Origin of the sequence: Bacillus sp. DE0042 (genome assembly GCF_007680225.1) — a bacterium.
Classification (GTDB): Bacteria; Bacillota; Bacilli; order Bacillales; family Bacillaceae_G; genus Bacillus_A; species Bacillus_A wiedmannii.
This window is the reverse complement of record NZ_VEJP01000001.1, coordinates 1,487,322-1,511,563: the sequence shown is the minus strand read 5'-3', so window position 1 is coordinate 1,511,563 and position 24,242 is coordinate 1,487,322. Positions and strand designations below refer to the sequence as shown.

Sequence of the window (24,242 nt, the reverse complement as noted above, 5' to 3'; positions counted from 1 at the left end):
GTGTTCCATGTTTCATTTCAAAATAGACGTGCTGAAAATGAAAAAGTTTCTTCTATATAAATAGAACGAAAAATAAACAAAATAAATGTAAAGGAAACTTGACGTAAAGTTTGCTTTACATTTATACTCGATATAAGGGAGGAGGGAGAAATTTCCTTGGAAAATAAAATGGTCGAATACCGAAAAAATTTTGGACTATCTCAAGAAAAATTGGCTGAGAAACTTGGAGTTTCCAGACAAACCATCATTTCAATTGAAAAGGGAAAATACGATCCATCACTTCCGTTAGCATTTGAAATAGCAAAAACATTTCAGACAACGATAGAACATGTATTTATTTATGAAGGAAAAGAAGAGGGGGAATAGGGATGAATTATTCACAAAAGTACTTTGTAATCATGGGAATTATTTTTCTATTCATGAGTGGATTTATGATATTAACAGGTATAATGACGCATTCTGCACCACCAGAAATAACTTATCCATTGCTTGGGATGATGATTATGAGTTTCTGCCTAAGTTACTTACATCCGCAATTTAAAGAAAAAGATGAGCGAATGAAACTCATTCGTTATAAAGGAATGTTCTTCAGCTTTTTTGCGCTAACGGCATATTACCTTCTTTTTTCTATCGGTTTAAACTTAAAAATACTTACACTATCTGCTACTGAATTATTGAATATACTAATGGCACTTACGATGAGTACAGTTTTTATCTCATTTGTTGTTTTATCGAAAAGATATTAAGATGGAAGAGAGAAAGGAAGATTAACATATGCAAATGATGTATGCTTTTGGCATTGGACTTGTATTATTTTTAGCCGTATTCTTATTTATTCGGAAAGACGTTCAAGGTGGGACGTTAACGAAAAGAGGCTTTTATAAAATGATCGGCTGTTTAGTCGTTATGTTTATAGCGATCATCGTAATGATCGTTTTAATAAATCAGTCACTATAGAATGAACCTTACTTGAGTAAGGTTTTTCTTTTTGGTATAAAATCAGAAAATTCCCAAGATATCCATTTACTACATATAATGGATATTATATAATTTAATAAAATGATAGATAGGGAGCATACTATATGAACAAAAAAACTATCTTCTTTTTATTAACATGCCTACTACTTATAGCTAGTATTACTTATATAATATGTAACAAACGAGAACCAGTGCCACCTATGTTAGTATGGGAGGGCCAGGAATACTACGTTACGAATGAACCTGCTAAAGCTGAAGAAGTCGGGCAAAGGCTCGGAGAAGTAACGAAGAAAATCGAAATAAGTAAAAAACCTACTAAAAACAGTGAATCCAACACATTACAAGAAAAAACAGAAGTATTCACAATGATAGAAGAAGAAAAAAATCCTCACTCACCTTTAATCATAAAGGAGCATGATAGTGACGAATATAGAGTAGTAAGACCGATGTTACATGTACTATAAAGTGAAAAGGAGACTCATATGCAGACAGTAACTTCATATCCATGGTCGTTAAGAAAAATGTTTGTTTTTTTCCTTTGCTACATCCTTCCGCCAATCGGTGCAATTTATATTTTGATGAATAGAGAGGCGCTACAAAAGAGAGACGTCATTTTATATGTATTATTTGCTGCTATTAATATATCGCTTTGGTTATCGCTTATGATCTTTGATCGGAGTATGTGGATGGTAGCAGGGCATTATGTACTTGGAGCAATTGTTATTGTTTTTTCGAATATGAATAATAGATAAGCCAGCAACCTTAGAGTTGCTGGTTTTTATTTTGCTATTTATAATGAAGAAACAAATTTTTAATAGAGAGTAGTGAGCGTTATGAGATGGAAAGAGGGGACGTTTGAAAAAATAGAAACGAATGACTCATCTGTTGAGCAACTTATAAACACGTTTAAGGAACAAAACGTAATTGGTGGAGCGGTTATAAGCTGTTTTAAAGTACATAACGAAAATTTTTTCAAAGAAATACCACATTCGAAAGAGGGACATGAACACTTCTTTAGAAGAATCGTTAACTCTTTAGATATAATACATAGCTTAGAAGAGTTAAAAATACATACGTCAGAAAAATATAAGTTTTATTTTAAAGAGCAGCTGGCAGTCATGCTTGATGGTAGCATTGCCGCTCAAATTTTGTGGGGCGGCGCATATGAAGGGTTTAAGGAGCGACCAGTTAGCGCAAAGCAATTAGCAGTCAATGTATGTCAATATATGTTCCAAGATCGATACGAAGATATTAAAGTGTTCGAAAGCTATCGCCCTTGGACAGATTGGTTTTACGATGTTGCGTGGGATTTTACTTGGATGGTGTTAGATAGTAAGGAGCAGAAAATGTGGTTAGTTTGTGCTACGGATACGGATTGATAGAAGAGGGCCTTGTAGGAATGCTGCAAGGCTCTTTATCTTTTGGGAATGAATAGAAAATGAATCATATAAATGCTATACTCAAAAATGTTTGTAATGTCAGTTTCATACTATTATATAGTGATGACTTACTAGAAAAGATAAGAGGAGAATGAACGTGAAAAAGATACAAAAATTATTGCTGTTAATGATGGTAATAGGATTAACAGTAGGAGTTTTAGCAGGATGTGCAAATCCGAAAGATACGACAGAAGAATTTTTAACAGCGATACAAAAAGGTGATGTTGAAAAGGCTCGTACATTTGTTGAGAGTGACAAGGAATTTAATAAACTAAATGAAAAAACAGATGATGCTGAGGCAAAAGCAATGCTGAGTGCAATTACGAAAAACTTTAAATTTGAAAAGCCAGAAGAAGTATCGAAAAAAGATGACAAAGCAGAAGTGAAAGTGAAAATTACATCTGCAGATCTATCCGTTGCTGTAACAAAAGCAGTGGGAGAAGTTATGCCAATGGCCTTCGCTAGCGCTTTTAGCGAAGACAAAGAGCAATCTGAAAAAGCAATCGAAAAAACAATGACATCAACTATCGTCAAAAACTTAGCAGATAAAGATGCAGCAATGGTAACTCGCGAAGTTACATTGAACTTAAAGAAAAACAAAGATGGCGACTATAAAATCGTTGCAGATGATAACTTGAAAGAAGTATTGTTTGCTAATGCGAAGTCTTTGGAGAAGATGTTTGGCGGGAAGTGATTAGCTTAGATAAAAAAGAGAAACCATATCACGTAGAAGGTTGATATGGTTTCTCTTTTTGTTATGACCCCGGAGAGGCTCGAACTCACGACCTCCACCCTGTCAAGGTGGCGCTCTCCCTGCTGAGCTACGGGACCTTCAAAAATGCGTATGTAATAGCATCTTTAATCGTTATGCTAAAGCAATTATATATAATTAACTGAAATTTTTCAATATTTTTATATTATATTTTTGAAGGGAAAGTAGTTGGAATGGCGCTAGTCGTGTATTAAGGAATACATAAGAAGATAATGTAATGAAAAGTGAGTTCGAATAAAGTGGTTATATTATTTTTTTCGATACCAATCTAAAGGACCTTCATCACTTAAATCAACAAGAAAAGGGAATAAGAAGTGTAAAGGTAAGCTAATAAGTTCTGGCATAGCGTTCAATGTTTTCTTTGATAGATACTGCTTCCCAAAACAATACGGACAATCTTTTTCAAATGTCACGAGTATCGACCATACATCTTTTATTGTCCACTTCGTTTTACAATATGTACAACGCGCCATAGAGTTCCTCCTCATGTTAAGGTTTCTTCTAGTATATACCATTCTATTGTACGAAAGTCATTTGTATTTGGTGTCATAAAATGTAAGTTGTTTTGTTTTTATGTGGATTTATTTAGTCATTTATGATCAATTACATATCGTTTCATGTTTTTGCAGGATGATAGATTTTCAGCTTCAATATGCAAATTGGCCAATATATCCTTTTTACAATTTACTTAAAATCATGTATAACAGAGATACAAGATTATTTTATAATTATTCAAGAGTAGAGGGAGAATTATTGTAATGGTAAGGAAAACGTTCAAGATGCGTGTATCTAGAAATAGAACGATTTCGATTAATGGCTCAATTCTTGATGTGGATGTTACACATGATGAGTTTTTACAAGAGTTTGTTGAGTGGGTCGATTCTAAAGGCTGGTCGTTTATGGGGATGACAGATGAGATTACACCCGAGGAAGCTAGTCAAAATTTAATAGATTCATTGATTGATGAGAAGGATAAGAAAGAGTAATTCCTTCTTATTTTTTATTGTATATTTATGTTCTTTATCGTAAAAGTATGATATAGTAAAAAACAGTGAATATTCTTCCAATTTAATACAATTTACATATAGATTGGTAGATTCAGTTTTTAAGCTGTGAGAGTATAGTGAAAAGGGAGAGTCATATGGTAAACTTTAAGAAAATTTTGGCTTTTGTTACCGTTATTTGTTTATTTTTTTTGACACCTATGACGTTACGTGCTGAGACGAATGTTGGAGTGAATCCAGAACAAGTGGCACCACCACCTGCGGAAGGACCAAATGTTTTTAGTCAGTTTGCAGCTACGATTGATGGGAAAACTGGAGATGTTTTGTATAACAAAAACGCACATCATCGTGCATTTCCGGCTAGTATGACGAAAGTGTTAACAGCGATTTTACTTATGGAGCATACGAAGCCAGAGGATCAATTTACGTTTTCACAATTAGCATTAGATCAAGAGAAGAGTAATTATCAAATTGAATTTCAACCTGGTGAGACGATTAATAGAAATACTGCGCTTATGATTTTAATGGTGCTGAGTGCAAATGATGTGTCTTACGCGATTGCGGAGCGTATTGGCGGAAATGTTGAGAATTTCGCTCATATGATGAATGAGAAAGCAAAGCAATTAGGGGCTACAGATAGTCACTTTGTAACGCCAAATGGATTGCATGATCCAAACCATTATACGACGCCGTATGATATGGCTATGATTACGAGAGGTGTGCAAAAATATCCTGAAATTTTGCAAGCGATGAATACGAAAAGAACGACAGTTACGACATCTAGACAGACGGTGTCTATTTTTAATAAGTCTACTTATTTTGAAAATCCATATAGCATTGGCGGGAAGACGGGTTTTACAAATGAAGCGCGTAATACACTCGTTCTATTAAATGAGAAGGATGGCAATCGCATTATAAATGTAGTAATGGCTTCCCAAAGACCTGAAATTTATGAAGATTTGAAGCAGATGGCGGACTATTCTTTCGGTCAATTTGTGAAGCAAACTGTATTAGATAAACATAGCTGGCATCAAAAGGCAACGTATTTAAATAAAGATATTGATAGCGAGCTTGAAAAAAGTGCAGAGCTTATGCTTAAGAAAGATGAAGGTAAAAATGTGAGGACGATTTTCCGTGCGGCTTCATTAGATAAAGATTCTTTGTACCATAAAGGAATTCATCGTGGTGAGGTAGTTGGTGCAGTTGACATCACGAAAAATAATCAAACAATTGCGACGATAAATGTTCTTTCAAAAGAAGATGTTACTTTTGCGATGCCTAAAAAAGATACGGATACGCCTGAAGTAAATGAATCAAATGTGAAAATAATAAGCATTGGGATAGGTGCCGCTGTACTATTTGGAGCCATTTTATTTGTAGTGCTACGCCGAAATACAACAGGAATGAAATCAGAAGAAAAATAAATTACTAGTAAAAAGACTGTGAAGAGACTTTGTCACAGTCTTTTTTGTATATATAAAATAACTAATAATTGTAAATTTTCTTATTGCATTTATTTATCGTTCGTTATATTATTTAGTTGTGTTCTTGTTAGAGAACAAGTTGAGTATTATATACTCCAAATAATATAAAACAACGGAGAGGGAGAGAGACGATGAAATTAATTTGGAAAGCGATTAGCAACGTTATCTCATTTGTTTTATTTGCATTAATGGTTTTTTTAGCTTTTGTAGTTATTTCGTCAAAAGCGAGTGGCGGAGATCCAACAGTGATGGGATATCAATTTAAATCAGTGCTATCAGGATCAATGGAACCGACATTTTTAACAGGATCAATCATTGCGATAGAACCGACGAAAGATGGTTCTAAATATCAAAAAGGTGATGTTATTACCTTTAAAGAGAAAGATGAAAAAATTATCACTCACCGTATTATCGGTGTGAAAGATACAAATGGAAAAGTAATGTATGAAACAAAAGGTGATAACAACAACGGTCCTGATTTAGAACCAGTACGTGCGGAGAATGTAATTGGGAAATATGCAGATATTACAGTTCCTTATGCAGGATATGCATTAAATTATGCTAGTTCAAAGGCTGGAGCTGCATTGCTTCTTATTATTCCAGGAGTCTTTTTATTAGGCTATTCCGCGATTTCTATTTTTGGTGCGATTCGTAGCATTGACGGAGAAAAGAAAGAGAAAAAAGTAGAACAATCCGTCTAGTTCGTTTGGTTATACTTTCCGTTTAGGAAGTTAACAAATATATAGATTAAGGGGATATGGACATGACTTTAAAGAAAAAATTAGGAATGGGTATCGCATCAGCTGTATTAGGAGCTGCATTAGTTGGCGGAGGAACATTTGCATTTTTCAGTGATAAAGAAGTGTCAAACAATACATTTGCGGCTGGTACACTGGATTTAGCATTAAATCCATCAACAGTTGTTAATGTATCGAATTTAAAGCCTGGCGATACAATTAAAAGAGATTTTAAACTAGAAAATAAAGGATCTTTAGATATTAAAAAGGTTCTATTGAAAACAGATTATAAGGTAGAAGATACGAAGGGCGACAATAAAGATGATTTTGGTAAACATATTAAAGTAACATTCTTAAAAAATGTAGACAAGCATGAAACAATCGTAAAAGAAACAACGCTAGATAAATTGAAGGGTGACACACTTACAGCGGTAGATAATGATTTAGCTGCTTGGTTCTGGGATGAAAAAGGTATTTCTGCAGGTAAGTCTGATAAATTCACAGTGAAATTCGAGTTTGTTGATAATAAAAAAGACCAAAATGAATTCCAAGGCGATAAACTAAATTTAACTTGGACGTTTGATGCACAACAAACAGAAGGTGAAGCAAAATAATATTAAAAAGGGCTATCAAATGGATAGTCCTTTTTCTATTTTTCTAGTATATAGCTATCATTTTGTATCGTTCTTTATTATAATAAAGTTAATGTTCTGTATAGAGAACATTTTGTTCGATGGGAGAGATTAAGATGCTGAAAAAACCTTGCAAATTAAAAAAGATGCTTATATTGCCTTGTATATGCTCCATTACGTTTTATTTAGGCTCTCAAATAATGACGTATACAGAAGCTGCATTTATTCATGAAACGAAAGTGGAAGCCGCTCTTTCTACAGCAATTATATTTCCAAAAACAGTTGATACGTTAAAAGAGGAAGCTGAGCAACATAAACAGTTTATTGAGCATCAGTATGGAGAAATGAAGGGGAAGTTGGCAGTAACTTCTATAGAAGAAATTGAACAGGCAATTGTAGTGTGGCAACAAGGACGTGAGAAAATTGCTTCTGAGGAGGAAGCGTTGCAAAATGTATATACTGCAATAGAAGCTCCTTATAATCAAATACAAGAAGAATTAAAAGTGAATAAAAGTGAATCGATTCAACAAGTGGCCGTATATGTGAATGAAGGTTTTCATAGTATAAAAGAGAAGCACGATTATATTGCGAAAGAAGTTAGTTTGCAAGCGATTGATGAACAAATTCAGATTCTTCACCAACAATTAAATGATGCGATAGAGGCGGAAGTTCAAATGAAGGCAGAAGAGGAGAAGAAAGTAGAAGAGCAGAAGAAAGTAGAAGAGCAGAAGAAAGTAGAAGAGCAGAAGAAAGTAGAAGAGGAGAAGAAAGTAGAAGAGCAGAAGAAAGTAGAAGAACAGAAGAAGGTAGAAGAGCAGAAGAAAGTAGAAGAGCAGAAACAAGTAGAGACAGCTAAAAAACTTGAGCAAGGAACTCATGAAAAGGCTACTACCACAGATCATAATGAGAAATCATCAGAATAAACTGACGACCGATATAAAAAATGATGTATATGAGTGTGAGGGAGTATTTGCCCTCGCACTTATTGTATTTCTTAAAGTATAAACATAAAAATTCAGAAAAAACAAAATAATATTGAGAAATAAAAATAATTGAAAATACTAATAAATATTTGTTGTATTTATAGAGTGATGTTCGTTATAATGAACATAAGGTTTTTAAAAGAGAACGAACATTAGCTAAGCTAATATAGTTTTCTTTATATCTCTTATTAAAAAATAAGAGACAAAAATATAAAAAACAGCTAGGGGGAATTGATTGTGAGTCTGAAAAAGAAATTAGGTATGGGAGTTGCATCAGCAGCATTGGGGTTATCTTTAATTGGTGGAGGAACGTTTGCATTCTTTAGCGATAAAGAAGTATCAAATAATACATTTGCAGCTGGGACGTTAGATCTTACATTAGACCCTAAAACGCTTGTAGATATTAAAGATTTAAAACCAGGGGATTCTGTTAAGAAAGAATTCTTATTAAAGAATAGCGGTTCATTAACAATTAAAGACGTTAAACTAGCAACAAAGTATACTGTGAAAGATGCAAAAGGCGATAATGCTGGTGAAGACTTTGGTAAGCACGTTAAAGTGAAATTCCTTTGGAACTGGGATAAACAAAGTGAGCCTGTATATGAAACAACTTTAGCAGACTTACAAAAAACTGATCCAGATCTTTTAGCTAAAGACATCTTTGCTCCTGAGTGGGGAGAAAAGGGTGGATTAGAAGCTGGTACAGAGGATTATTTATGGGTACAGTTTGAATTCGTAGATAATGGACAAGACCAAAATATTTTCCAAGGTGATTCATTGAATTTAGAATGGACATTCAATGCTAACCAAGAAGAAGGCACTGAAAGATAATAAAAAAGCGGGGACTCCCCGCTTTTTTTTATAAAGAAAAAAGAAGTGCTGGTTGTAAGCACTTCTTTCTATTTATTATTTTTGATCGTGCTTCCATTTGGTAAATTCAAGAAATTCACGAAATTGTTCTTTGGAGACGCCGGAGCTCATCGCATCTTTAACGAGTTGTGTCCATTCGGAGTCTAAGTGATTTTCCTTTGCTGTTTCATCATGAAGTAGAGTATCAACTGGAATTTGTAGAACTGCTGCGATTTTTTCAAGAAATTGAATGGAAGGGTTTTTTTGTAAATTACGTTCTATAGAACTAATGTAAGATTTAGCAACACCAGCTTTTTCGGCAAGTTCAGTTAATGAAATACCTTTTTGTAAGCGAAGGCGTTTTATACGTTCTCCAATCATATTTGCGCACCTTTCTATCAATATGTAGTCGTCTTATGATGTCATTATTATAACATAAACTTCGTTAAAAAGAACAAGCCTATTGAGCCTGACTGGATGGCTTCATACGTTGGAAAAAATGTTCGATATCTTGCAGGGCGATACCAGCGTCTAGAGCTTCAAGTATTAAATCAATCCATTCTTGGTCCAGTGCGTCAGTCTTATCTTTGTACAAATGTAATTCCTCCCTAATTATCGGTCATAACTGCTGCTACAGAATATATGATAATGCAATCGCATTTTGTGTTTTATATAGTGAATTATCAAATATTTTGTAGATAAAACAAAGATAAAATCCCCATTAAATTCCCTCTATGGCGATTATAAAGTTTCTGACAAATATTTTCAATATTTTCAGAAAACATTGTTGAATTGTGATATATTCGTATGCTAACTATGGAATTTTTACAAATATGTTAAAAAAATTACATAATATAACTAAATATTGAAAAAATATTGAATTTTTAATAAAATTCAATTTGTAATACATATTTTTTATTAGGGGAGGAAATAAGGGATGAACAAGAAACCGTTCAAAGTTTTGTCATCAATCGCTTTGACAGCTGTGTTAGGTCTTTCATTCGGAGCGGGTGGCCAGTCTGCATATGCTGAAACACCTGTGAATAAGACAGCTACGAGCCCAGTCGATGATCATTTAATTCCAGAAGAACGTTTAGCAAATGCGCTAAAAAACCGTGGGGTAATTGATTCGAAGGCTTCAGAGACAGAAACAAAGAAAGCCGTCGAAAAATACGTAGAGAACAAAAAGGGTGAAAATCCTGGGAAAGAAGTATCAAATGGGGACCCACTTACGAAAGAAGCATCTGACTTTTTAAAGAAAGTGAAAGATGCGAAAGCTGATACGAAAGAAAAGTTAGACAAACCAGCAACAGGAACACCTGCAGCGACAGGCCCAGTTAAGGGTGGTCTAAATGGTAAAGTACCAACTTCTCCAGCAAAGGGAAAAGAATATAACGGTGAAGTTCGTAAAGATAAAGTACTCGTTTTACTTGTAGAGTACGCTGACTTTAAACATAACAATATTGATAAAGAACCTGGTTATATGTATACTGACGATTTTAACAAAGAACATTATGAAAAAATGTTATTCGGTAATGAGCCATTCGCATTAGAGGATGGTAGCAAAATCGAAACGTTTAAACAATATTACGAAGAGCAATCTGGCGGTAGTTATACAGTAGACGGAACAGTTACAAAATGGTTAACAGTTCCTGGTAAAGCTGCTGATTACGGTGCAGATGGTGCGACAGGTCATGATAATAAAGGACCAAAAGGACCACGTGATTTAGTAAAAGATGCATTAAAAGCAGCTGTAGATAGCGGTATTGATTTATCAGAGTTTGACCAATTCGATCAATATGATGTAAATGGCGATGGAAATCAAAAACAACCGGACGGTTTAATCGATCACTTAATGATTATCCATGCGGGTGTTGGACAAGAAGCAGGCGGCGGTAAATTAGGTGACGATGCAATTTGGTCACATCGCTGGACTGTTGGACCAAAACCATTCCCAATTGAAGGCACACAAGCGAAAGTTCCATATTGGGGCGGAAAGATCGCAGCATTCGACTACACAATTGAACCAGAAGATGGCGCAGTTGGTGTATTCGCACATGAATATGGTCATGATTTAGGTCTTCCAGATGAGTATGATACAGACTATACTGGTGACGGTGAACCAATTCAAGCTTGGTCTGTTATGAGTGGCGGAAGCTGGGCTGGTAACATTGCAGGAACAACGCCAACGAGTTTCTCACCACAAAATAAAGAGTTTTTCCAAAAAACAATCGGTGGTAACTGGGCAAATATCGTAGAAGTAGATTACGAGAAATTAAATAAAGGTATCGGTCTAGCAACATATTTAGACCAAAGTGTTACGAAATCTAACCGCCCAGGTATGATTCGTGTTAACTTGCCAGATAAAGATATAAAAACAATTGCTCCAGCATTTGGTAAGCAGTATTACTACAGCACAAAAGGTGACAATCTTCACACAAAAATGGAGACGCCACTGTTCGATTTAACAAATGCAACGACTGCGAAATTTGATTTCAAGTCATTGTATGAAATTGAAGCAGAGTATGATTTCCTTGAAGTACATGCTGTAACAGAAGATGGTCAGCAAACATTAATCGAAAAACTTGGTGAGAAAGCAAATAGTGGAAATGCACATTCAACAAATGGAAAATGGATTGACAAATCATACGATTTAAGCCAATTCAAAGGTAAGAAAGTAAAATTAACATTTGAGTACATTACAGATGGTGGTTTAGCATTAAACGGTTTCCTACTTGATAATGCATCACTAAATGTAGACGGTAAAGTAGTATTCTCTGATGATGCAGAAGGTACACCGCAGTTCAAATTAGATGGATTCGCTGTATCTAATGGAACAGAGAAGAAAAAACATAACTATTATGTAGAGTGGAGAAACTATGCTGGTTCAGATAACGCATTGAAATATGCTCGCGGTCCAGAATACAACACAGGTATGGTTGTATGGTATGCAGACTCAGCTTATACAGATAACTGGGTTGGTTTACATCCAGGACATGGTTTCCTTGGCGTAGTTGATTCTCATCCAGAAGCAATTGTTGGAACTTTAAATGGTAAACCAACAGTAGCAAGTAGTACACGATTCCAAATCGCTGATGCGGCGTTCTCATTTGATAAAACGCCAGCTTGGAAAGTTGTATCTCCAACGCGCGGAACGTATACGTATAATGGCTTAGCAGGCGTACCGAAGTTTGATGATTCGAAAACGTATATTAATAAACAGATTCCAGATGCAGGACGTATTTTACCGAATCTTGGCCTGAAGTTTGAAGTAGTAGGACAAGCTGATGATAATTCTGCAGGTGCTGTTCGTTTATATCGTTAATACAGTAAAACTACCGAAAGATTTTCTTTCGGTAGTTTTTTTGTGAGCAATGAATTTTATATGCAAGAAGAAATTATATATAATGTAACTTTACGAATAGAAATTTATTATATATGAAGTCTATATAAATAATGAAAGAATTGGATAAAAATAGTGGGAGAAGGTGAATGAATGAGTGTTTCTTCTATTGTAAATAAACAAAAGGCATATTTTTATAATGGTCATACGAGAAGTATAGAAGTGAGAAAGAATAATTTGAAGAAGCTTTATAAAGGCATTCAGCGCTTTGAAGAAGAGATATTTCAGGCATTGAAATTAGATTTAAATAAGTCAGTTCATGAGTCGTTTACAACGGAAGTTGGATATGTATTAAAAGAAATTTCCTTTCAATTGAAGCATATTTCATCGTGGAGTAAACCGAAGCGGGTTCGAACAGCACTCACTCACTTTGGATCAAAGGGGAAAGTAGTGCCTGAACCGTACGGTGTGACACTTATTATTGCACCGTGGAACTATCCGTTTCAATTAGCAATTGCACCACTAGTAGGAGCGTTGGCGGCTGGAAATACAATTGTTTTAAAGCCGTCAGAGCTAACGCCAAACGTTTCCGAAGTGCTTACGAGGATGTTAGAGGAATTATTCCAAGAAGAGCTTGTAGCGGTAGTAGAAGGCGGTGTAGAAAAGAGTACGGAATTGTTAAAGGAGCCGTTTGATTATATTTTCTTTACAGGTAGTGTCGGTGTTGGAAAAGTTGTGATGGAAGCAGCAGCGAAACGGTTGACGCCACTCACGTTAGAGCTTGGGGGAAAAAGCCCATGTATTGTACATAAAGATGCAAAAATAGATGTAACAGCAAGACGAATTGTTTGGGGTAAGTTTTTAAATGCGGGGCAAACGTGTGTAGCGCCTGATTATATGTATGTGCATACTTCGGTGAAAGAACAGTTAATCGAGGCATTAAGACACGAAATTGCGGAGCAGTATGGAAAAGATCCACTAAACAATGACAATTATGTACGAATTGTGACTGAACGTCATTTTGAACGTTTATGTGCATTTTTGAAAGATGGTAAAACGGTAATCGGTGGGAACTATAAAAAAGAAACTTTACATATAGAACCAACAGTGTTAACGAATGTTACATGGCAAAGTACTGTTATGGAAGATGAAATTTTTGGTCCGATTTTACCAATTGTAGAATACGACAACATAGAAGAGGTAATTGGCACAATTCAGCAACATCCGAAGCCGTTAGCGTTATATGTATTTTCTGAAGATAAAGAAATACAAAAGAAAGTGACAAGTAATATTTCATATGGCGGAGGCTGTATTAATGATGTTGTCTATCATCTTGCAACGCCATATTTACCTTTTGGTGGTGTTGGAAGTAGTGGATTAGGTAGTTATCATGGGGAAGAAAGTTTTCGGACTTTTTCACATTATAAAAGCATTTTAGCCCAATCTACGGCATTCGATATGAAAATTCGTTACTCTTCTACAAAAAGTGCTTTAAAATTCATACGAAAGTTGTTAAAATGATGATGGTGTTTATCAGTAGGCGTAGCCGTATGATAATAGCCCCTTCGCAATGGAAGGGGTTTTTCTGTTCGACATATGTATCATGCAAAAATGAATCAAACATACTACATAAAGAATAGAAGAGAACGCTGCTAAACAACCATTTTTGTTTGGATCGAAACAAAAAATAGTCTATAGAACATAAATATTTATTCATGAATATAAAAATTAAAATTTAAGGTAGATAGGACGGGAAAATGAAAAAGATTATTAAAGTTGAAGCAGTAGAAAAACATTTTGGAAATCAAGTGATTATCCCACCTCTTTCTTTAGACATTAAAGAAGGGGAATTTTTAACGATTTTAGGGCCGAGTGGTTGCGGGAAAACAACGTTACTTCGCATGATCGCAGGTTTTGAAACGCCAACTAAAGGGAATCTTTTATTAGATGATGAAAAGATTAACGACTTGCCACCATATAAGCGTCATATGAACTTAGTGTTCCAACATTATGCGCTATTCCCACATATGAATGTGGAGAAAAATATTTGTTTCGGTATGAAAATGCAGAAAGTACCGGCAGCAGAGCAGAAAGAGCGTGCTGAAGAGGCAATGCGTTTAACGCAGTTACTTGAGTTCCGTAATCGTAAACCTGCAAAGCTTTCTGGTGGACAGCAGCAGCGTGTAGCAATTGCGAGAGCGATTGTAAATAACCCGCGTGTATTATTACTAGATGAGCCACTTGGGGCATTAGACTTTAAGTTAAGAAAAGATTTGCAACGTGAATTGAAAAACTTACAACGTAATTTAGGAATTACATTCATATACGTAACGCACGATCAAGAAGAAGCGATGAGCATGAGTGATCGTATTGTCGTTATGAATAAAGGACATATTGAGCAAATTGGAACGCCGAAAGAAATTTACAATAAGCCGAAAACAATGTTCGTTGCGACATTTATCGGTGAAAATAATATTGTGAAAAATGGGGAAGGCTATGTAGCAATTCGCCCTGAAAACGTAAAGGTACGTTCGGTTGAAGAGCCGATTTTAAAAGAATACCATCTTGGACATATTGAAGACGTTGAGTTTGTTGGAAATATGGAAAAGCTGTATGTACGTGACGAGAAAACATCAGAATTACTAATGGCATATCAAACTGCTGAAGAAGCAGCGCAGTGGAGCATTGGAGATAATGTATACGTAGGCTGGGAGCAAGAGGACGAGGTGACCTTAAATTGAAAAAAGGGAAATTACTCGCACTACCGACAGTCGCGTGGCTGTTAATCTTCTTCCTAATTCCCCTTCTGTTTGTATTGGCATTTGCCTTTATGCAGCGCGGGGCATATGGGACAGTGGAAATGCAATTTACGTTAGAGAATATAGCTCGTGTGTTTGATCCACTATACATGGGAACGTTATGGGAAACTGTTAAGATTGCAGTTATTACAACAGTAATCTGTTTAGTAATTGGTTATCCATTTGCTTATACAATTACAATTGTTGATCGCAAATACCGTTCAATTCTTTTATTATTGGCAACGATCCCGTTTTGGATTAACTTCCTTGTTCGTTCATACGCATGGATTGTTATTTTACGTTCACAAGGTCTTGTAAACACATTGCTATTGAAACTAGGTATTATAAGTGAACCTTTAAATTTACTATATAACACACCTTCTGTAATACTCGGAATGGTCTATTCTTTATTACCATTTATGATTTTACCGGTGTATGCAGCGATTGAGCAGCTTGATAAGCGTAAGCTAGAAGCAGCTTATGATTTAGGAGCAACACCAGCAAAGGCATTTTGGAATGTAACAGTACCAATGACGATGTCAGGGATTGCTACTGGTTCTATTTTAGTGTTTGTTTCTTCTATCGGAATGTTTGTTGTATCAGACGTTATGGGTGGATCGAAAGTAGCATTAATCGGAAACGTAATTCAAAATCAATTCTTAGGAGCGCGTGACTGGCCGTTTGGATCTGCGTTATCTATGATTGTTGTTCTATTCTCTGTTCTGTTAATTTACTTATATTATCGTGCAACGAAAGTATATAAATATGATGGAAACGGAGGGGAATAGGCAAAGATGAAGAAGTTTTTAGTTTCTTATTCTTGGTTAATTTTATTGTTCTTGTATTTTCCAATGATGGTTTTAATGGTATATTCCTTCAATGATTCTCGCATTAATGCGGAATGGGAAGGTTTTACATTCCATTGGTATACAGATTTATTTCAAAAGCAAGATGTTATTGATGCGTTTGTAAATAGTATGACGATTGCGATCGTAACGACGGTTGTAACGACAGTTCTTGGTGTGATTTTCGCGATTGCATTACATCGTTATAAATATCGTTATGAAGGGGCTATTAACGGTCTTGTGTATTTACCAATTTTAATTCCTGATATTTTAATGGGATTATCTTTACTTATCTTATTTAGTCAATTAGGTATGGAACTTGGCAAAACAACAATTATTATTGCGCACATTACATTTAGTATTTCATTTGTTGTCGTTATTTTAGCAGCACGTCTTTCTGGTATGGGACGTGATTTAGAAGAGGCTGCGAATGATTTAGGAGCAACGCCGTGGCAAACGTTTCGTTATGTAACGTTCCCAGCAATTGCACCAGGAGTTATTTCAGCCGCATTATTAACATTCACATTATCAATTGATGATTTTGTAATTAGTTTCTTCGTATCAGGACCAGGATCAACAACATTGCCATTATACATTTACAGTATGGTTAAGCGCGGAGTATCACCAGAAATTAATGCACTTTCTACAATTTTAATTGTGGCTATCGTAGGATTAATGGTTCTATCTGAAATCTTCCGTAACAAAGGTGCAGATGGTGAAGAAAACTCTGGAGGACACCTTCCTTTATAATACGAACGATATAGAAAGTACGAGGAGGTAATAAACCGATGAAATTAATGAAAAGATTAGCCGGCGCAGCAATTAGCTTTAGCCTTGTTGCTGGTGTACTTGCTGGTTGTGGTGAAAAGAAAGAAGAGTTAAACATTTATAGCTGGGCTGACAATTTTGATGAGCAAGTGCTAAGAGATTTTGAAAAGAAATATAACGTGAAAATTAACTATGATAAGTATGCAAGTAATGAAGAAATGCTTGCGAAATTACAAGCAGGTGGCGCGAAGTATGATTTAATTCAGCCGTCTGATTACATGGTTAAAACAATGGCGAAAATGGATTTATTAGCGCCGTTAGACAAAAAGAATATCCCGAATATCGAAAATATGGTTTCTAACTTCAAAACACCGGCGTTTGATCCAGAGAATAAATATTCTTTAGTATATACTTGGGGCGTAACAGGTATTGCATACAATAAAAAGTATGTGAAAGAAGCTCCTACAAGCTGGGCTGACCTATGGAATGAAAAATATAAAGGGCATGTAACTTTATTAAATGATTCTCGTGAAGTGTTAGGAATGGGTCTTAAAAAGCATGGATTCTCAAACAGCACGAAAGACGATACACAGTTAAAGACAGCAGCAGATGATTTAAAGAAGCTGCTTCCAAACTTATTAGCATTTGATACAGATAATATTAAACAAAAATTCATTACAGAAGATGCTTGGATCGGAACAGTTTGGTCTGGAGATGCAGCGTTTATCGCAAAAGATAATAAAGATGTAGAGTACGTTGTACCAAAAGAAGGCGGCACAATTTGGGCTGATACGTTAGCAATTCCAAAAGGTGCGAAAAACAAAGAGCTTGCAGAGAAGTTTATGAACTACTTATTAGATGAAAAAGTAAGTGTGAAAAACTACGAGTCAATTGGATACAGTAATCCTAATGAAAAAGCTCATCCTCTTCATAGTAAAGAATATCGTGATAATCATATGATCTTCTTAACGAAAGAAGAATTAGATCGTACAGAATGGCTTGTTGATGTAGACGATAAGCTAAAAGACTATGATCGTTACTGGACAGAGTTAAAAACAAAAGGTAAATAAGTAAGGAAATGCGGTTTCTAAAGTAGAAATCGCATTTTTTCATAGTAGGAGGAAATCGTTTGAACAAGAAGTTACATCAATATGAGGTAGTATGTATCGTTTTATTACTTGCTGTATTTGGCATTGTTGCTTGGCGCGTACATGCGGGTGGCGTTACAGTGATGGATACATATGTCCGAGCATTAGTAAAAGGATTACAAACAGAAGGTTCGCTTACATTTTTTTCACACTATACAAAATTAGGTTCTGCTATCGGGATCGTAACTACGCTGGCTATAAGTTTACTTGTTTTTTGGAGAAAACGTTATTATGCTGCGATGATCGTGTATCCAATGGGCATTTTAATAACACATCTTGTTAATAAAGGGATAAAAGAAATTGTGAAAAGGGAGCGCCCATCGTTAAATGAAGCGTTGGATGCGCTTGGGTATAGCTTCCCTAGTGGACATGCAATGTTATCTATTATGACATTCGGATTTCTTGCTTATATCATTGGGGCAAATTTGAAGAGTGTAACGGGGAAATATGTTATAACGATTTTAATGGGAATAGTAATTGTATTGATTGGATTAAGTAGAGTTATTTTAAATGTACATTATCCAACTGATATTTTAGCTGGTTATTGCGTAGGTGGTATTTTGTTAATTATGGCGATTTACTGCCATCGTTTACTTACGGAGAGATTGGGACTTAATAAAGAGAGATAAAAAAACGTCTGGAAAAACTATTAATATAGTGTTTCCAGACGTTTTTTGTTTGTACGAAGATGTGATACAGTATAAATGACAATTGAATTATTTAAAGTAGGTGAAAATGTGTGAAAACAAATGTAAATAAAGTAGATAAGTGGGGGAAATTAGGAGCTTTTTTGTATCAGTTTCGTTATACAGTAATTGTAGCATTACTATTGGTTGCGATCGCACTCGGTATTTTCGCTCCAAAGCTGCCGGGAGTATTAGGTGGTGATGGTTTCCAAACGGAAGGGGACTATCAAAAAACGAAAGAAATTTTAGATAAAGATTTTAAGAGGTCTCAAGACACACTTTTACTCGTTTTTGAAAAAAACAAGGGGGCTTCACATGAGGAATTTCAAAAGCAAGTAGAGGGAATTGTAAAGAATGTACAAGAGAAAGAGACATATGAATCTTTCCATCCCCCAGTGCAAAATAAAGAAATGTTACAAGATGATATCGGCTATGCGACAATTTTATTTTCCGGGAAAACAAATAAAGAACGAATGGAAAAGACATTGCAATTTGCTGATAAAATCGAAAAGGAAAGTAATGCAGCATTAAAAGTAACGCCTACAGGGTTTCCAAAAATTAATCAAGAGATTAATGAAAGAACGCAAAATGATTTAAAAGTAGCAGAGATGATTGGATTACCAATTGCATTTCTCGTATTACTATTTTCATTTGGTAGTCTTTTGGCATCTATTTTACCAATTGTAAATGGGGCACTTAGTGTTATTAGTACGATGGGCATATTATACTTTATAGGTAGCGATAAGGAACTATCTATCTTTGTGTTAAATGTTGCACCCATGATTGGACTTGCGCTATCTATTGATTTTGCACTATTATTTGTAAATCGCTTTCGAGAGGAAGTTGCAAAGCGAACGGTAAAAGAAGCGATCGCAATTACATATCAAACAGCAGGGCGCGCTATCGTATTTTCAGGATTATGTGTATTTGTTGGATTATCCGGCTTATTTTTCTTTAAAATCGATTATATTCAGTCTGTCGCAATTAGCGGAATGATTGTTGTGATTATGAGTATTTTATTCTCACTCACACTTCTTCCAGCGCTATTATCATTAATTGGGAAACGAATATTAAAAAAGAATCAAGTAGCGCATACGCCGGCAAAGGCGTGGCGTAAGTTTGCACAATTTGTAATGAAACATCCAATCGCAATGATTATTGTTGTTACAACATTTATTGTGATTTGCTTATTACCGTTACGTACAGCTAATTTGCAGTTCCCTGACGTAGAAGCTCTACCTAAACAAAGTGATACAAGAATTGCATATGAGAAGTACGAAGAGGCATTTAATAAAACTGCAAAAAAACATGCTGATGTTACGTTAGTAGTAGAGACGAAAAAAGATATGAAAGAAAAAGAAAGTTTACAAAAGATAGAAGAAGTCCTTCAAAAGTTAAAAGATGATAAGAAAGTATATGAAGTGAGAAGCTTATACGACGAGTTAACTGGTATGAAAGCAGATCAAGTTGCTGGAATGTTAGAGTCGCCAGAAGCAGCGAAACTAGCTCCTATATTTGAAGCATATACGAAAGGAAATAAGACGACGATAGAAATCTTTTTGAAAACAAAACCACGTACTGAAACTGCTAAACAGTGGGTTCGTGATTTTAAACAAAATTATAAAGAAACAGATGTTACGTATTATTTAGGCGGGATGACGACGTTCCAACAAGAGTTAGAAGATGAAATTAAAGATAAAGTTGCAATTGGTATGTCTGTTATATTTGGATCGACCTTTGTTATATTATTATTTGCATTCCGATCTATACTCATTCCGATTAAGGCGATTATTATGAATATACTTAGTTTAAGTGCAACAATCGGAATTGTTGTTTGGTTATTTGAAGGTGGGCATTTTGGTTTAGAAGCGAGTCCTGTTCTATTTGTCTTACCCATCTTCATTTTCGGTCTCGTATTTGGGCTTAGCATGGATTATGAAGTCTTTCTTATTTCACGTATTCATGAACTGTATGAAGAAACAGGAGATAACGATCAAGCGACGTTAGAAGGACTTGTGTCAACAAGTAGAATCATTACATCGGCTGCGTTAATTATGATTGTTGTAACTGGTGCGTTCGCCTTTACTGATATTTTACCAGTACGGCAAATGGGGCTTGGTGTTGCATTAGCGATATTCCTTGATGCAACAATTATTCGTCTTATGCTTGTACCAAGTTTAATGAAACTGTTTGGAGATTGGAACTGGTGGTTACCATTTCGAAAGAAAAGAGAAAAATCATCGTAAAAAATACTCATCTTATAGATGAGTATTTTTTTATGAATAGCAAGACCTACATTTTGCAAATAGTATGTGATAAGAACATTACATATAAGTAGGTGAAGGCAATGTTTCGTTATTTTAAGTTTAAGCTAAATGATACAGTACAGTTTGCAGAAAACGATGGGCATATGTATCGCATTGTCGGTTATCGGTTAGAAAAAGGATATTATCCAAAAGATGAATGGACTCATATCATTTATGAATTGCTTAGAGATTTTGATGGGTATACGATGGATGCGGAAGAGGAGGAACTTGTAAAGGTCATTCAAGTAGAGAATGAGTATTACAAAATACAAGAAGTATCAGGCTATCGTTATCCAGTAAAAATGAAGCAAAAACAACAAGTGATGAAAGTAGAAAAAATTGATGACTTATTAGATACGTATAATGATTATAAAAGATTGGCGGATTTCTTTAAAGATTTATCGTATGAGCAAAAAGCGGAAGAAGTATTGCAGGAAATGAAACGGCGTAGAGCGTGAGGGGGACAGTCTACTATAAGACTGTCCTCTATTTTTGACGGTGCATCAAATTGTGTTTTCCGTTACAATGAGAGAATCAATAGAAATAAGGTGATACAGTATGGAAACGAAGAAGAAGGGCGAATGGTGCGAAATTACTGTTCCAGCGAAATGGAATGGCATAAGTATTGATTCGTTATTAAAAATAGAATGGGAAATACCGAAAAAGTTGTTACATCAGCTTCGTATGGAAAAAGGTATTACCGTTAACGGAGAACAGAGAAGATGGAATGAGCTTTTAAAAGAAGGCGATAAGTTACAAGTGCATATGTTTATGGAAGAAGAATACGATGTAGAGCCTGAATATGGTGAATTAGATGTAGTATATGAAGACGATCACGTACTCATCGTAAATAAGCCTGAGAAGATGGATACGCATCCTGCGGAAAAAGGTGGAACGGGAACACTTGCAAACCTTGTTGCTTTTCATTTTCAAATGCAAGGTTTAGAGACGAAGGTTCGTCATATTCATCGGTTAGATAAAGATACGACAGGTGGTGTCGTGTTTGCTAAGCATAGAATTGCTGGTGCAATTATGGATCATTTATTAATGGAACGAAAAATTAAAAGAACATATGCGGCGCTTGTGGAAGGGAAAGTAAAAGGTAAGCAAGGAACAATTGACGCAGCTATTGGAAGAGATCGCCATCATGCGACGAGACGACGTGTTTCTCCAAAGGGGGACCAAGCAATCACATATTATAAAGTAGAGAAGTATTTTAAAAAACAAAATGCTACGTTCGTAACGTTACAATTAGAAACAGGTAGAACACATCAAATTCGTGTTCATATGAGCTATCATGGTAATCCATTAGTTGGAGATGTATTATACGGTGGACAAACGAAATATATGTCCAGGCAAGCATTACATGCGATGAAGATTCATTTCTTGCATCCAATTACGAAAGAAGAGATCGAAGTGGATGTACCATTTCCAATAAAATTAAATAATACAATGAAAGAATTTCAAAGAATGAATGCATAAAGTGTAAGTTTAAATCTGAGAAAAGTAGATTCTTGCAGGAATTTCTCTAAAAGAAGCGAAGCCGTTAAGAGAAAAGAGAGGTGAGAATTACTTGGTCAAATATAAATATATACTAGGAATATTTTTCGCTTGTCTTTTAGTTACTCTATGCCTCTATCCATACTTACCAAACCTTATGGCAGTACATTGGAATGAAAAGGGTGAGCCAAACGAGTTTATGAGTAAACAAGTTGTTATAGCATTTATTCCTTGTCTTATTATTTTTTTACATGGATTCGTGTATATTATTTCACATTATGTATATAAGCTTAATGAAGGCGAGCATGTCATTATAAGTGGATTTCTAAAGACGATTACTTTATTTATGTTGTTTATCCATATGCTCATTCTCTTTATTAATTTTGGAAGCATGATATCCTTTCAGACAGGACTAACAATTGGAATTAGTATGTTTCTTTTTATGCTTAGTAAAGGATTTAAAAAAGTTAAGAGTACGGAAAAGGACCCAGTCAAATTACAAAAAATTCGTTTAGTGAGTAGGCGGATTTTTCAAGTGATGGCATGTAGTATATTGTTTTCCTTGTTTTTGAACTTGAAATGGGGATTTTATGTGTTACTTAGTGTAATAAGTTGTGGCTCTATTTTGTTTATGTTCTACATATTGTACTCATACATAATAGAAAGTTATGAAACGTAAAAAAGAGTCTTCTCATTATGAGAAGACTCTTTTAATCTATTTACTTCGTAATAAATTGTTGTGTCCAGTAGTTGCCGCTTTCTACATAGCCAACACCGATGTGAGTGAAGCCGTTATTTAAGATGTTTGCACGGTGTCCAGCACTGTTCATCCAAGCTTGTACTACTTCTTCAGGTGTACGTTGGCCTTGAGCGATGTTTTCACCTGCAGATGTATAAGAAATACCAAATTTCTTCATCATGTCAAATGGAGACCCATATGTAGGGCTGTTATGATCAAAGTAGTTATTCTTCTGCATATCTTCAGATTTAACACGTGCTACTTTGCTTAATTCAGTATCGATTTTTAGTGCTGGTAAGCCTTGTTTTGCACGTTCAGCGTTTGTTAATTCAACAACACGTTGTTCGAATTCGCTTAAAGATTTTGCTTCTTCAGCAGGCTTTTGCTCAGCAGGTTTTTGTTCAGCAGGTTTTTGAGTATTGTTGTTTTCAGCTGGTTTTTGAGCTTCTGGTTTTTGAACTTCTTCAGCAGGCTTTTGCTCAACTGGTTTTTGCTCAGCAGGCTTTTGAGTTTCTGGCTTAGCTGTTGGTTGCTCAGTTACAACATTTTCAGTTGGTTGTTGACCAGGAATGAAGCAGTTTGGTTGGAAATTTCCTTGTTGCCATTGTGCTAATGACTCAACGCCCATAGATTGTAAGAATGCTTGTAATTCTTGTTGGCTCATTTGCTTCATCATCACTTTTGAATGCTGAATATTTTGAACATTTATGTTAGATGGTTGTACAGTTGCAGCTTGTGCATCTAAAGATGATACTCCTAAAGTAAGAGCTGTTGCAGCAGCTACAGATAATAAAACACGCTTTTTCATGATGTGTGTCCCCCTATATAAAGTTTTAATTTGTTTTCACACGATTTGTTTTGACAGCCTGTCTGACTGACAAATTCATCGTAGCATACAATTTGCGAGAAAAAAGATGGAAAAAAATTCATAGACTTTAAAATTACCTAATTTATCCTAAGTGAAGAAAAGGGAAAAAATAAGAGAAACATAGAGTATAAAAGGAATTTTTAGCATTTTTATACTTCGTTTTAAGAGGGGGTTTTTGGATAAATGTACCTATATTGAAAATGAAGAATCCTATTGTATCAATGATTTGAGCGTTTTTTTGAGGAATATACTGGATTGATTTTTACAAAACTGTAATGTTTCTGTTGTTCTTTTTTATAATAAAGTAACATATTCTTAATCTTGTAGCGGACAAAAAAGCGGCTATCTCTTTACATAGACGAA

At 35.2% G+C, this 24,242-nt stretch carries 28 protein-coding genes and 1 tRNA gene; 24 read left to right on the top strand and 5 right to left on the bottom strand.

The features are described from left to right. The first annotated feature begins 156 nt into the window (after positions 1 to 156). The 7 genes from FS802_RS07555 to FS802_RS07525 all read left to right on the top strand — a co-directional run bounded on the left by FS802_RS07555 (position 157) and on the right by FS802_RS07525 (position 3,111). Positions 157 to 366, top strand: coding sequence for a helix-turn-helix transcriptional regulator (locus FS802_RS07555; protein WP_000428520.1), 210 nt, complete (start codon positions 157 to 159; stop codon positions 364 to 366). Positions 367 to 368: 2 nt separating this feature from the next. Then, positions 369 to 746 carry a permease gene (locus FS802_RS07550; RefSeq protein ID WP_070168556.1) on the top strand — a complete coding sequence of 126 codons (378 nt, stop codon included), beginning with the start codon at positions 369 to 371 and terminating at the stop codon, positions 744 to 746. A gap of 28 nt (positions 747 to 774) precedes the next feature. Further along, a complete protein-coding gene (locus FS802_RS07545; protein WP_001178300.1) occupies positions 775 to 957 on the top strand; it encodes a DUF3976 domain-containing protein in 183 nt (60 codons plus the stop codon). A 125-nt stretch (positions 958 to 1,082) separates the two neighbouring features. After that, positions 1,083 to 1,442: a hypothetical protein gene (locus tag FS802_RS07540; protein ID WP_001036553.1), complete on the top strand. Its 360-nt coding sequence runs from the start codon at positions 1,083 to 1,085 to the stop codon at positions 1,440 to 1,442. 18 nt (positions 1,443 to 1,460) lie between these two features. Continuing rightward, on the top strand, positions 1,461 to 1,730 hold the full coding sequence (locus FS802_RS07535; protein WP_098653938.1) for a hypothetical protein: 270 nt from the start codon (positions 1,461 to 1,463) through the stop codon (positions 1,728 to 1,730). Between the two features lie 81 nt (positions 1,731 to 1,811). Beyond that, positions 1,812 to 2,357: a hypothetical protein gene (locus FS802_RS07530; protein ID WP_141546008.1), complete on the top strand. Its 546-nt coding sequence runs from the start codon at positions 1,812 to 1,814 to the stop codon at positions 2,355 to 2,357. A gap of 157 nt (positions 2,358 to 2,514) precedes the next feature. Then, the gene (locus tag FS802_RS07525; RefSeq protein WP_000723767.1) at positions 2,515 to 3,111 is read left to right on the top strand and encodes a hypothetical protein; all 597 of its coding nucleotides are present in this window, start codon (positions 2,515 to 2,517) and stop codon (positions 3,109 to 3,111) included. Between the two features lie 64 nt (positions 3,112 to 3,175). Here the strand turns inward: FS802_RS07525 and FS802_RS07520 are convergent. After that, positions 3,176 to 3,248 (bottom strand) — tRNA-Val (locus tag FS802_RS07520). Between the two features lie 189 nt (positions 3,249 to 3,437). After that, entirely contained in the window at positions 3,438 to 3,662 is a 225-nt protein-coding gene (locus tag FS802_RS07515; protein ID WP_000090228.1) for a hypothetical protein, read from the bottom strand. Positions 3,663 to 3,947: 285 nt separating this feature from the next. Here FS802_RS07515 and FS802_RS07510 point away from each other — a divergent pair, with 285 nt between their 5' ends. From FS802_RS07510 to calY, 6 genes are all read left to right on the top strand, one after another. After that, positions 3,948 to 4,175, top strand: a complete 228-nt coding sequence (locus FS802_RS07510) for a hypothetical protein (RefSeq protein ID WP_000251865.1) — start codon at positions 3,948 to 3,950, stop codon at positions 4,173 to 4,175. Between the two features lie 155 nt (positions 4,176 to 4,330). Further along, positions 4,331 to 5,617 carry a D-alanyl-D-alanine carboxypeptidase family protein gene (locus FS802_RS07505; RefSeq protein WP_098653936.1) on the top strand — a complete coding sequence of 429 codons (1,287 nt, stop codon included), beginning with the start codon at positions 4,331 to 4,333 and terminating at the stop codon, positions 5,615 to 5,617. A 191-nt stretch (positions 5,618 to 5,808) separates the two neighbouring features. Beyond that, positions 5,809 to 6,378: a signal peptidase I SipW gene (gene sipW / locus FS802_RS07500; RefSeq protein WP_000767786.1), complete on the top strand. Its 570-nt coding sequence runs from the start codon at positions 5,809 to 5,811 to the stop codon at positions 6,376 to 6,378. Positions 6,379 to 6,440: 62 nt separating this feature from the next. Further along, positions 6,441 to 7,028, top strand: coding sequence for a CalY family protein (locus FS802_RS07495; RefSeq protein WP_000172832.1), 588 nt, complete (start codon positions 6,441 to 6,443; stop codon positions 7,026 to 7,028). Between the two features lie 134 nt (positions 7,029 to 7,162). After that, the gene (locus FS802_RS07490) at positions 7,163 to 7,969 is read left to right on the top strand and encodes a DUF4047 domain-containing protein (protein ID WP_144524947.1); all 807 of its coding nucleotides are present in this window, start codon (positions 7,163 to 7,165) and stop codon (positions 7,967 to 7,969) included. A gap of 297 nt (positions 7,970 to 8,266) precedes the next feature. Beyond that, positions 8,267 to 8,860, top strand: coding sequence for a biofilm matrix protein CalY (gene calY / locus FS802_RS07485; RefSeq protein ID WP_000053717.1), 594 nt, complete (start codon positions 8,267 to 8,269; stop codon positions 8,858 to 8,860). A gap of 75 nt (positions 8,861 to 8,935) precedes the next feature. On the opposite strand, the gene FS802_RS07480 is transcribed toward calY, so the two are convergent. Further along, positions 8,936 to 9,259: a helix-turn-helix domain-containing protein gene (locus FS802_RS07480; protein WP_000578867.1), complete on the bottom strand. Its 324-nt coding sequence runs from the start codon at positions 9,257 to 9,259 to the stop codon at positions 8,936 to 8,938. Between the two features lie 79 nt (positions 9,260 to 9,338). Continuing rightward, positions 9,339 to 9,473 (bottom strand): anti-repressor SinI family protein, encoded by a 135-nt coding sequence (locus FS802_RS07475; RefSeq protein WP_000276217.1) that lies wholly within the window; start codon positions 9,471 to 9,473, stop codon positions 9,339 to 9,341. A gap of 342 nt (positions 9,474 to 9,815) precedes the next feature. Here FS802_RS07475 and inhA1 point away from each other — a divergent pair, with 342 nt between their 5' ends. From inhA1 to FS802_RS07420, 11 genes are all read left to right on the top strand, one after another. Further along, complete coding sequence (gene inhA1 / locus FS802_RS07470) at positions 9,816 to 12,203, top strand: M6 family metalloprotease immune inhibitor InhA1 (protein WP_001035922.1); 2,388 nt, start codon at positions 9,816 to 9,818, stop codon at positions 12,201 to 12,203. Positions 12,204 to 12,374: 171 nt separating this feature from the next. Continuing rightward, positions 12,375 to 13,742 carry an aldehyde dehydrogenase gene (locus FS802_RS07465; protein ID WP_000116791.1) on the top strand — a complete coding sequence of 456 codons (1,368 nt, stop codon included), beginning with the start codon at positions 12,375 to 12,377 and terminating at the stop codon, positions 13,740 to 13,742. 236 nt (positions 13,743 to 13,978) lie between these two features. After that, on the top strand, positions 13,979 to 14,962 hold the full coding sequence (gene potA, locus FS802_RS07460; RefSeq protein ID WP_000720323.1) for a spermidine/putrescine ABC transporter ATP-binding protein PotA: 984 nt from the start codon (positions 13,979 to 13,981) through the stop codon (positions 14,960 to 14,962). Then, positions 14,959 to 15,807, top strand: coding sequence for a spermidine/putrescine ABC transporter permease PotB (gene potB, locus FS802_RS07455; RefSeq protein ID WP_000715495.1), 849 nt, complete (start codon positions 14,959 to 14,961; stop codon positions 15,805 to 15,807). Before potA ends, potB begins: the two co-directional genes overlap by 4 nt. A gap of 6 nt (positions 15,808 to 15,813) precedes the next feature. After that, the gene (potC, locus tag FS802_RS07450; protein ID WP_000714201.1) at positions 15,814 to 16,614 is read left to right on the top strand and encodes a spermidine/putrescine ABC transporter permease PotC; all 801 of its coding nucleotides are present in this window, start codon (positions 15,814 to 15,816) and stop codon (positions 16,612 to 16,614) included. A 38-nt stretch (positions 16,615 to 16,652) separates the two neighbouring features. Further along, positions 16,653 to 17,702: a spermidine/putrescine ABC transporter substrate-binding protein PotD gene (potD, locus tag FS802_RS07445; RefSeq protein WP_000772499.1), complete on the top strand. Its 1,050-nt coding sequence runs from the start codon at positions 16,653 to 16,655 to the stop codon at positions 17,700 to 17,702. A 59-nt stretch (positions 17,703 to 17,761) separates the two neighbouring features. Next, on the top strand, positions 17,762 to 18,409 hold the full coding sequence (locus FS802_RS07440; RefSeq protein ID WP_098653933.1) for a phosphatase PAP2 family protein: 648 nt from the start codon (positions 17,762 to 17,764) through the stop codon (positions 18,407 to 18,409). A gap of 110 nt (positions 18,410 to 18,519) precedes the next feature. Next, complete coding sequence (locus FS802_RS07435; protein WP_098720236.1) at positions 18,520 to 20,712, top strand: MMPL family transporter; 2,193 nt, start codon at positions 18,520 to 18,522, stop codon at positions 20,710 to 20,712. 101 nt (positions 20,713 to 20,813) lie between these two features. Then, a complete protein-coding gene (locus FS802_RS07430; protein WP_000490304.1) occupies positions 20,814 to 21,230 on the top strand; it encodes a hypothetical protein in 417 nt (138 codons plus the stop codon). A 100-nt stretch (positions 21,231 to 21,330) separates the two neighbouring features. Beyond that, positions 21,331 to 22,254, top strand: coding sequence for an RluA family pseudouridine synthase (locus FS802_RS07425; RefSeq protein ID WP_098653931.1), 924 nt, complete (start codon positions 21,331 to 21,333; stop codon positions 22,252 to 22,254). 91 nt (positions 22,255 to 22,345) lie between these two features. Next, entirely contained in the window at positions 22,346 to 22,951 is a 606-nt protein-coding gene (locus FS802_RS07420) for a DUF1648 domain-containing protein (protein WP_144524945.1), read from the top strand. A gap of 40 nt (positions 22,952 to 22,991) precedes the next feature. Here the strand turns inward: FS802_RS07420 and FS802_RS07415 are convergent, their stop codons facing one another. Then, on the bottom strand, positions 22,992 to 23,819 hold the full coding sequence (locus FS802_RS07415; protein WP_098653929.1) for a CAP domain-containing protein: 828 nt from the start codon (positions 23,817 to 23,819) through the stop codon (positions 22,992 to 22,994). Positions 23,820 to 24,242: the final 423 nt, after the last annotated feature.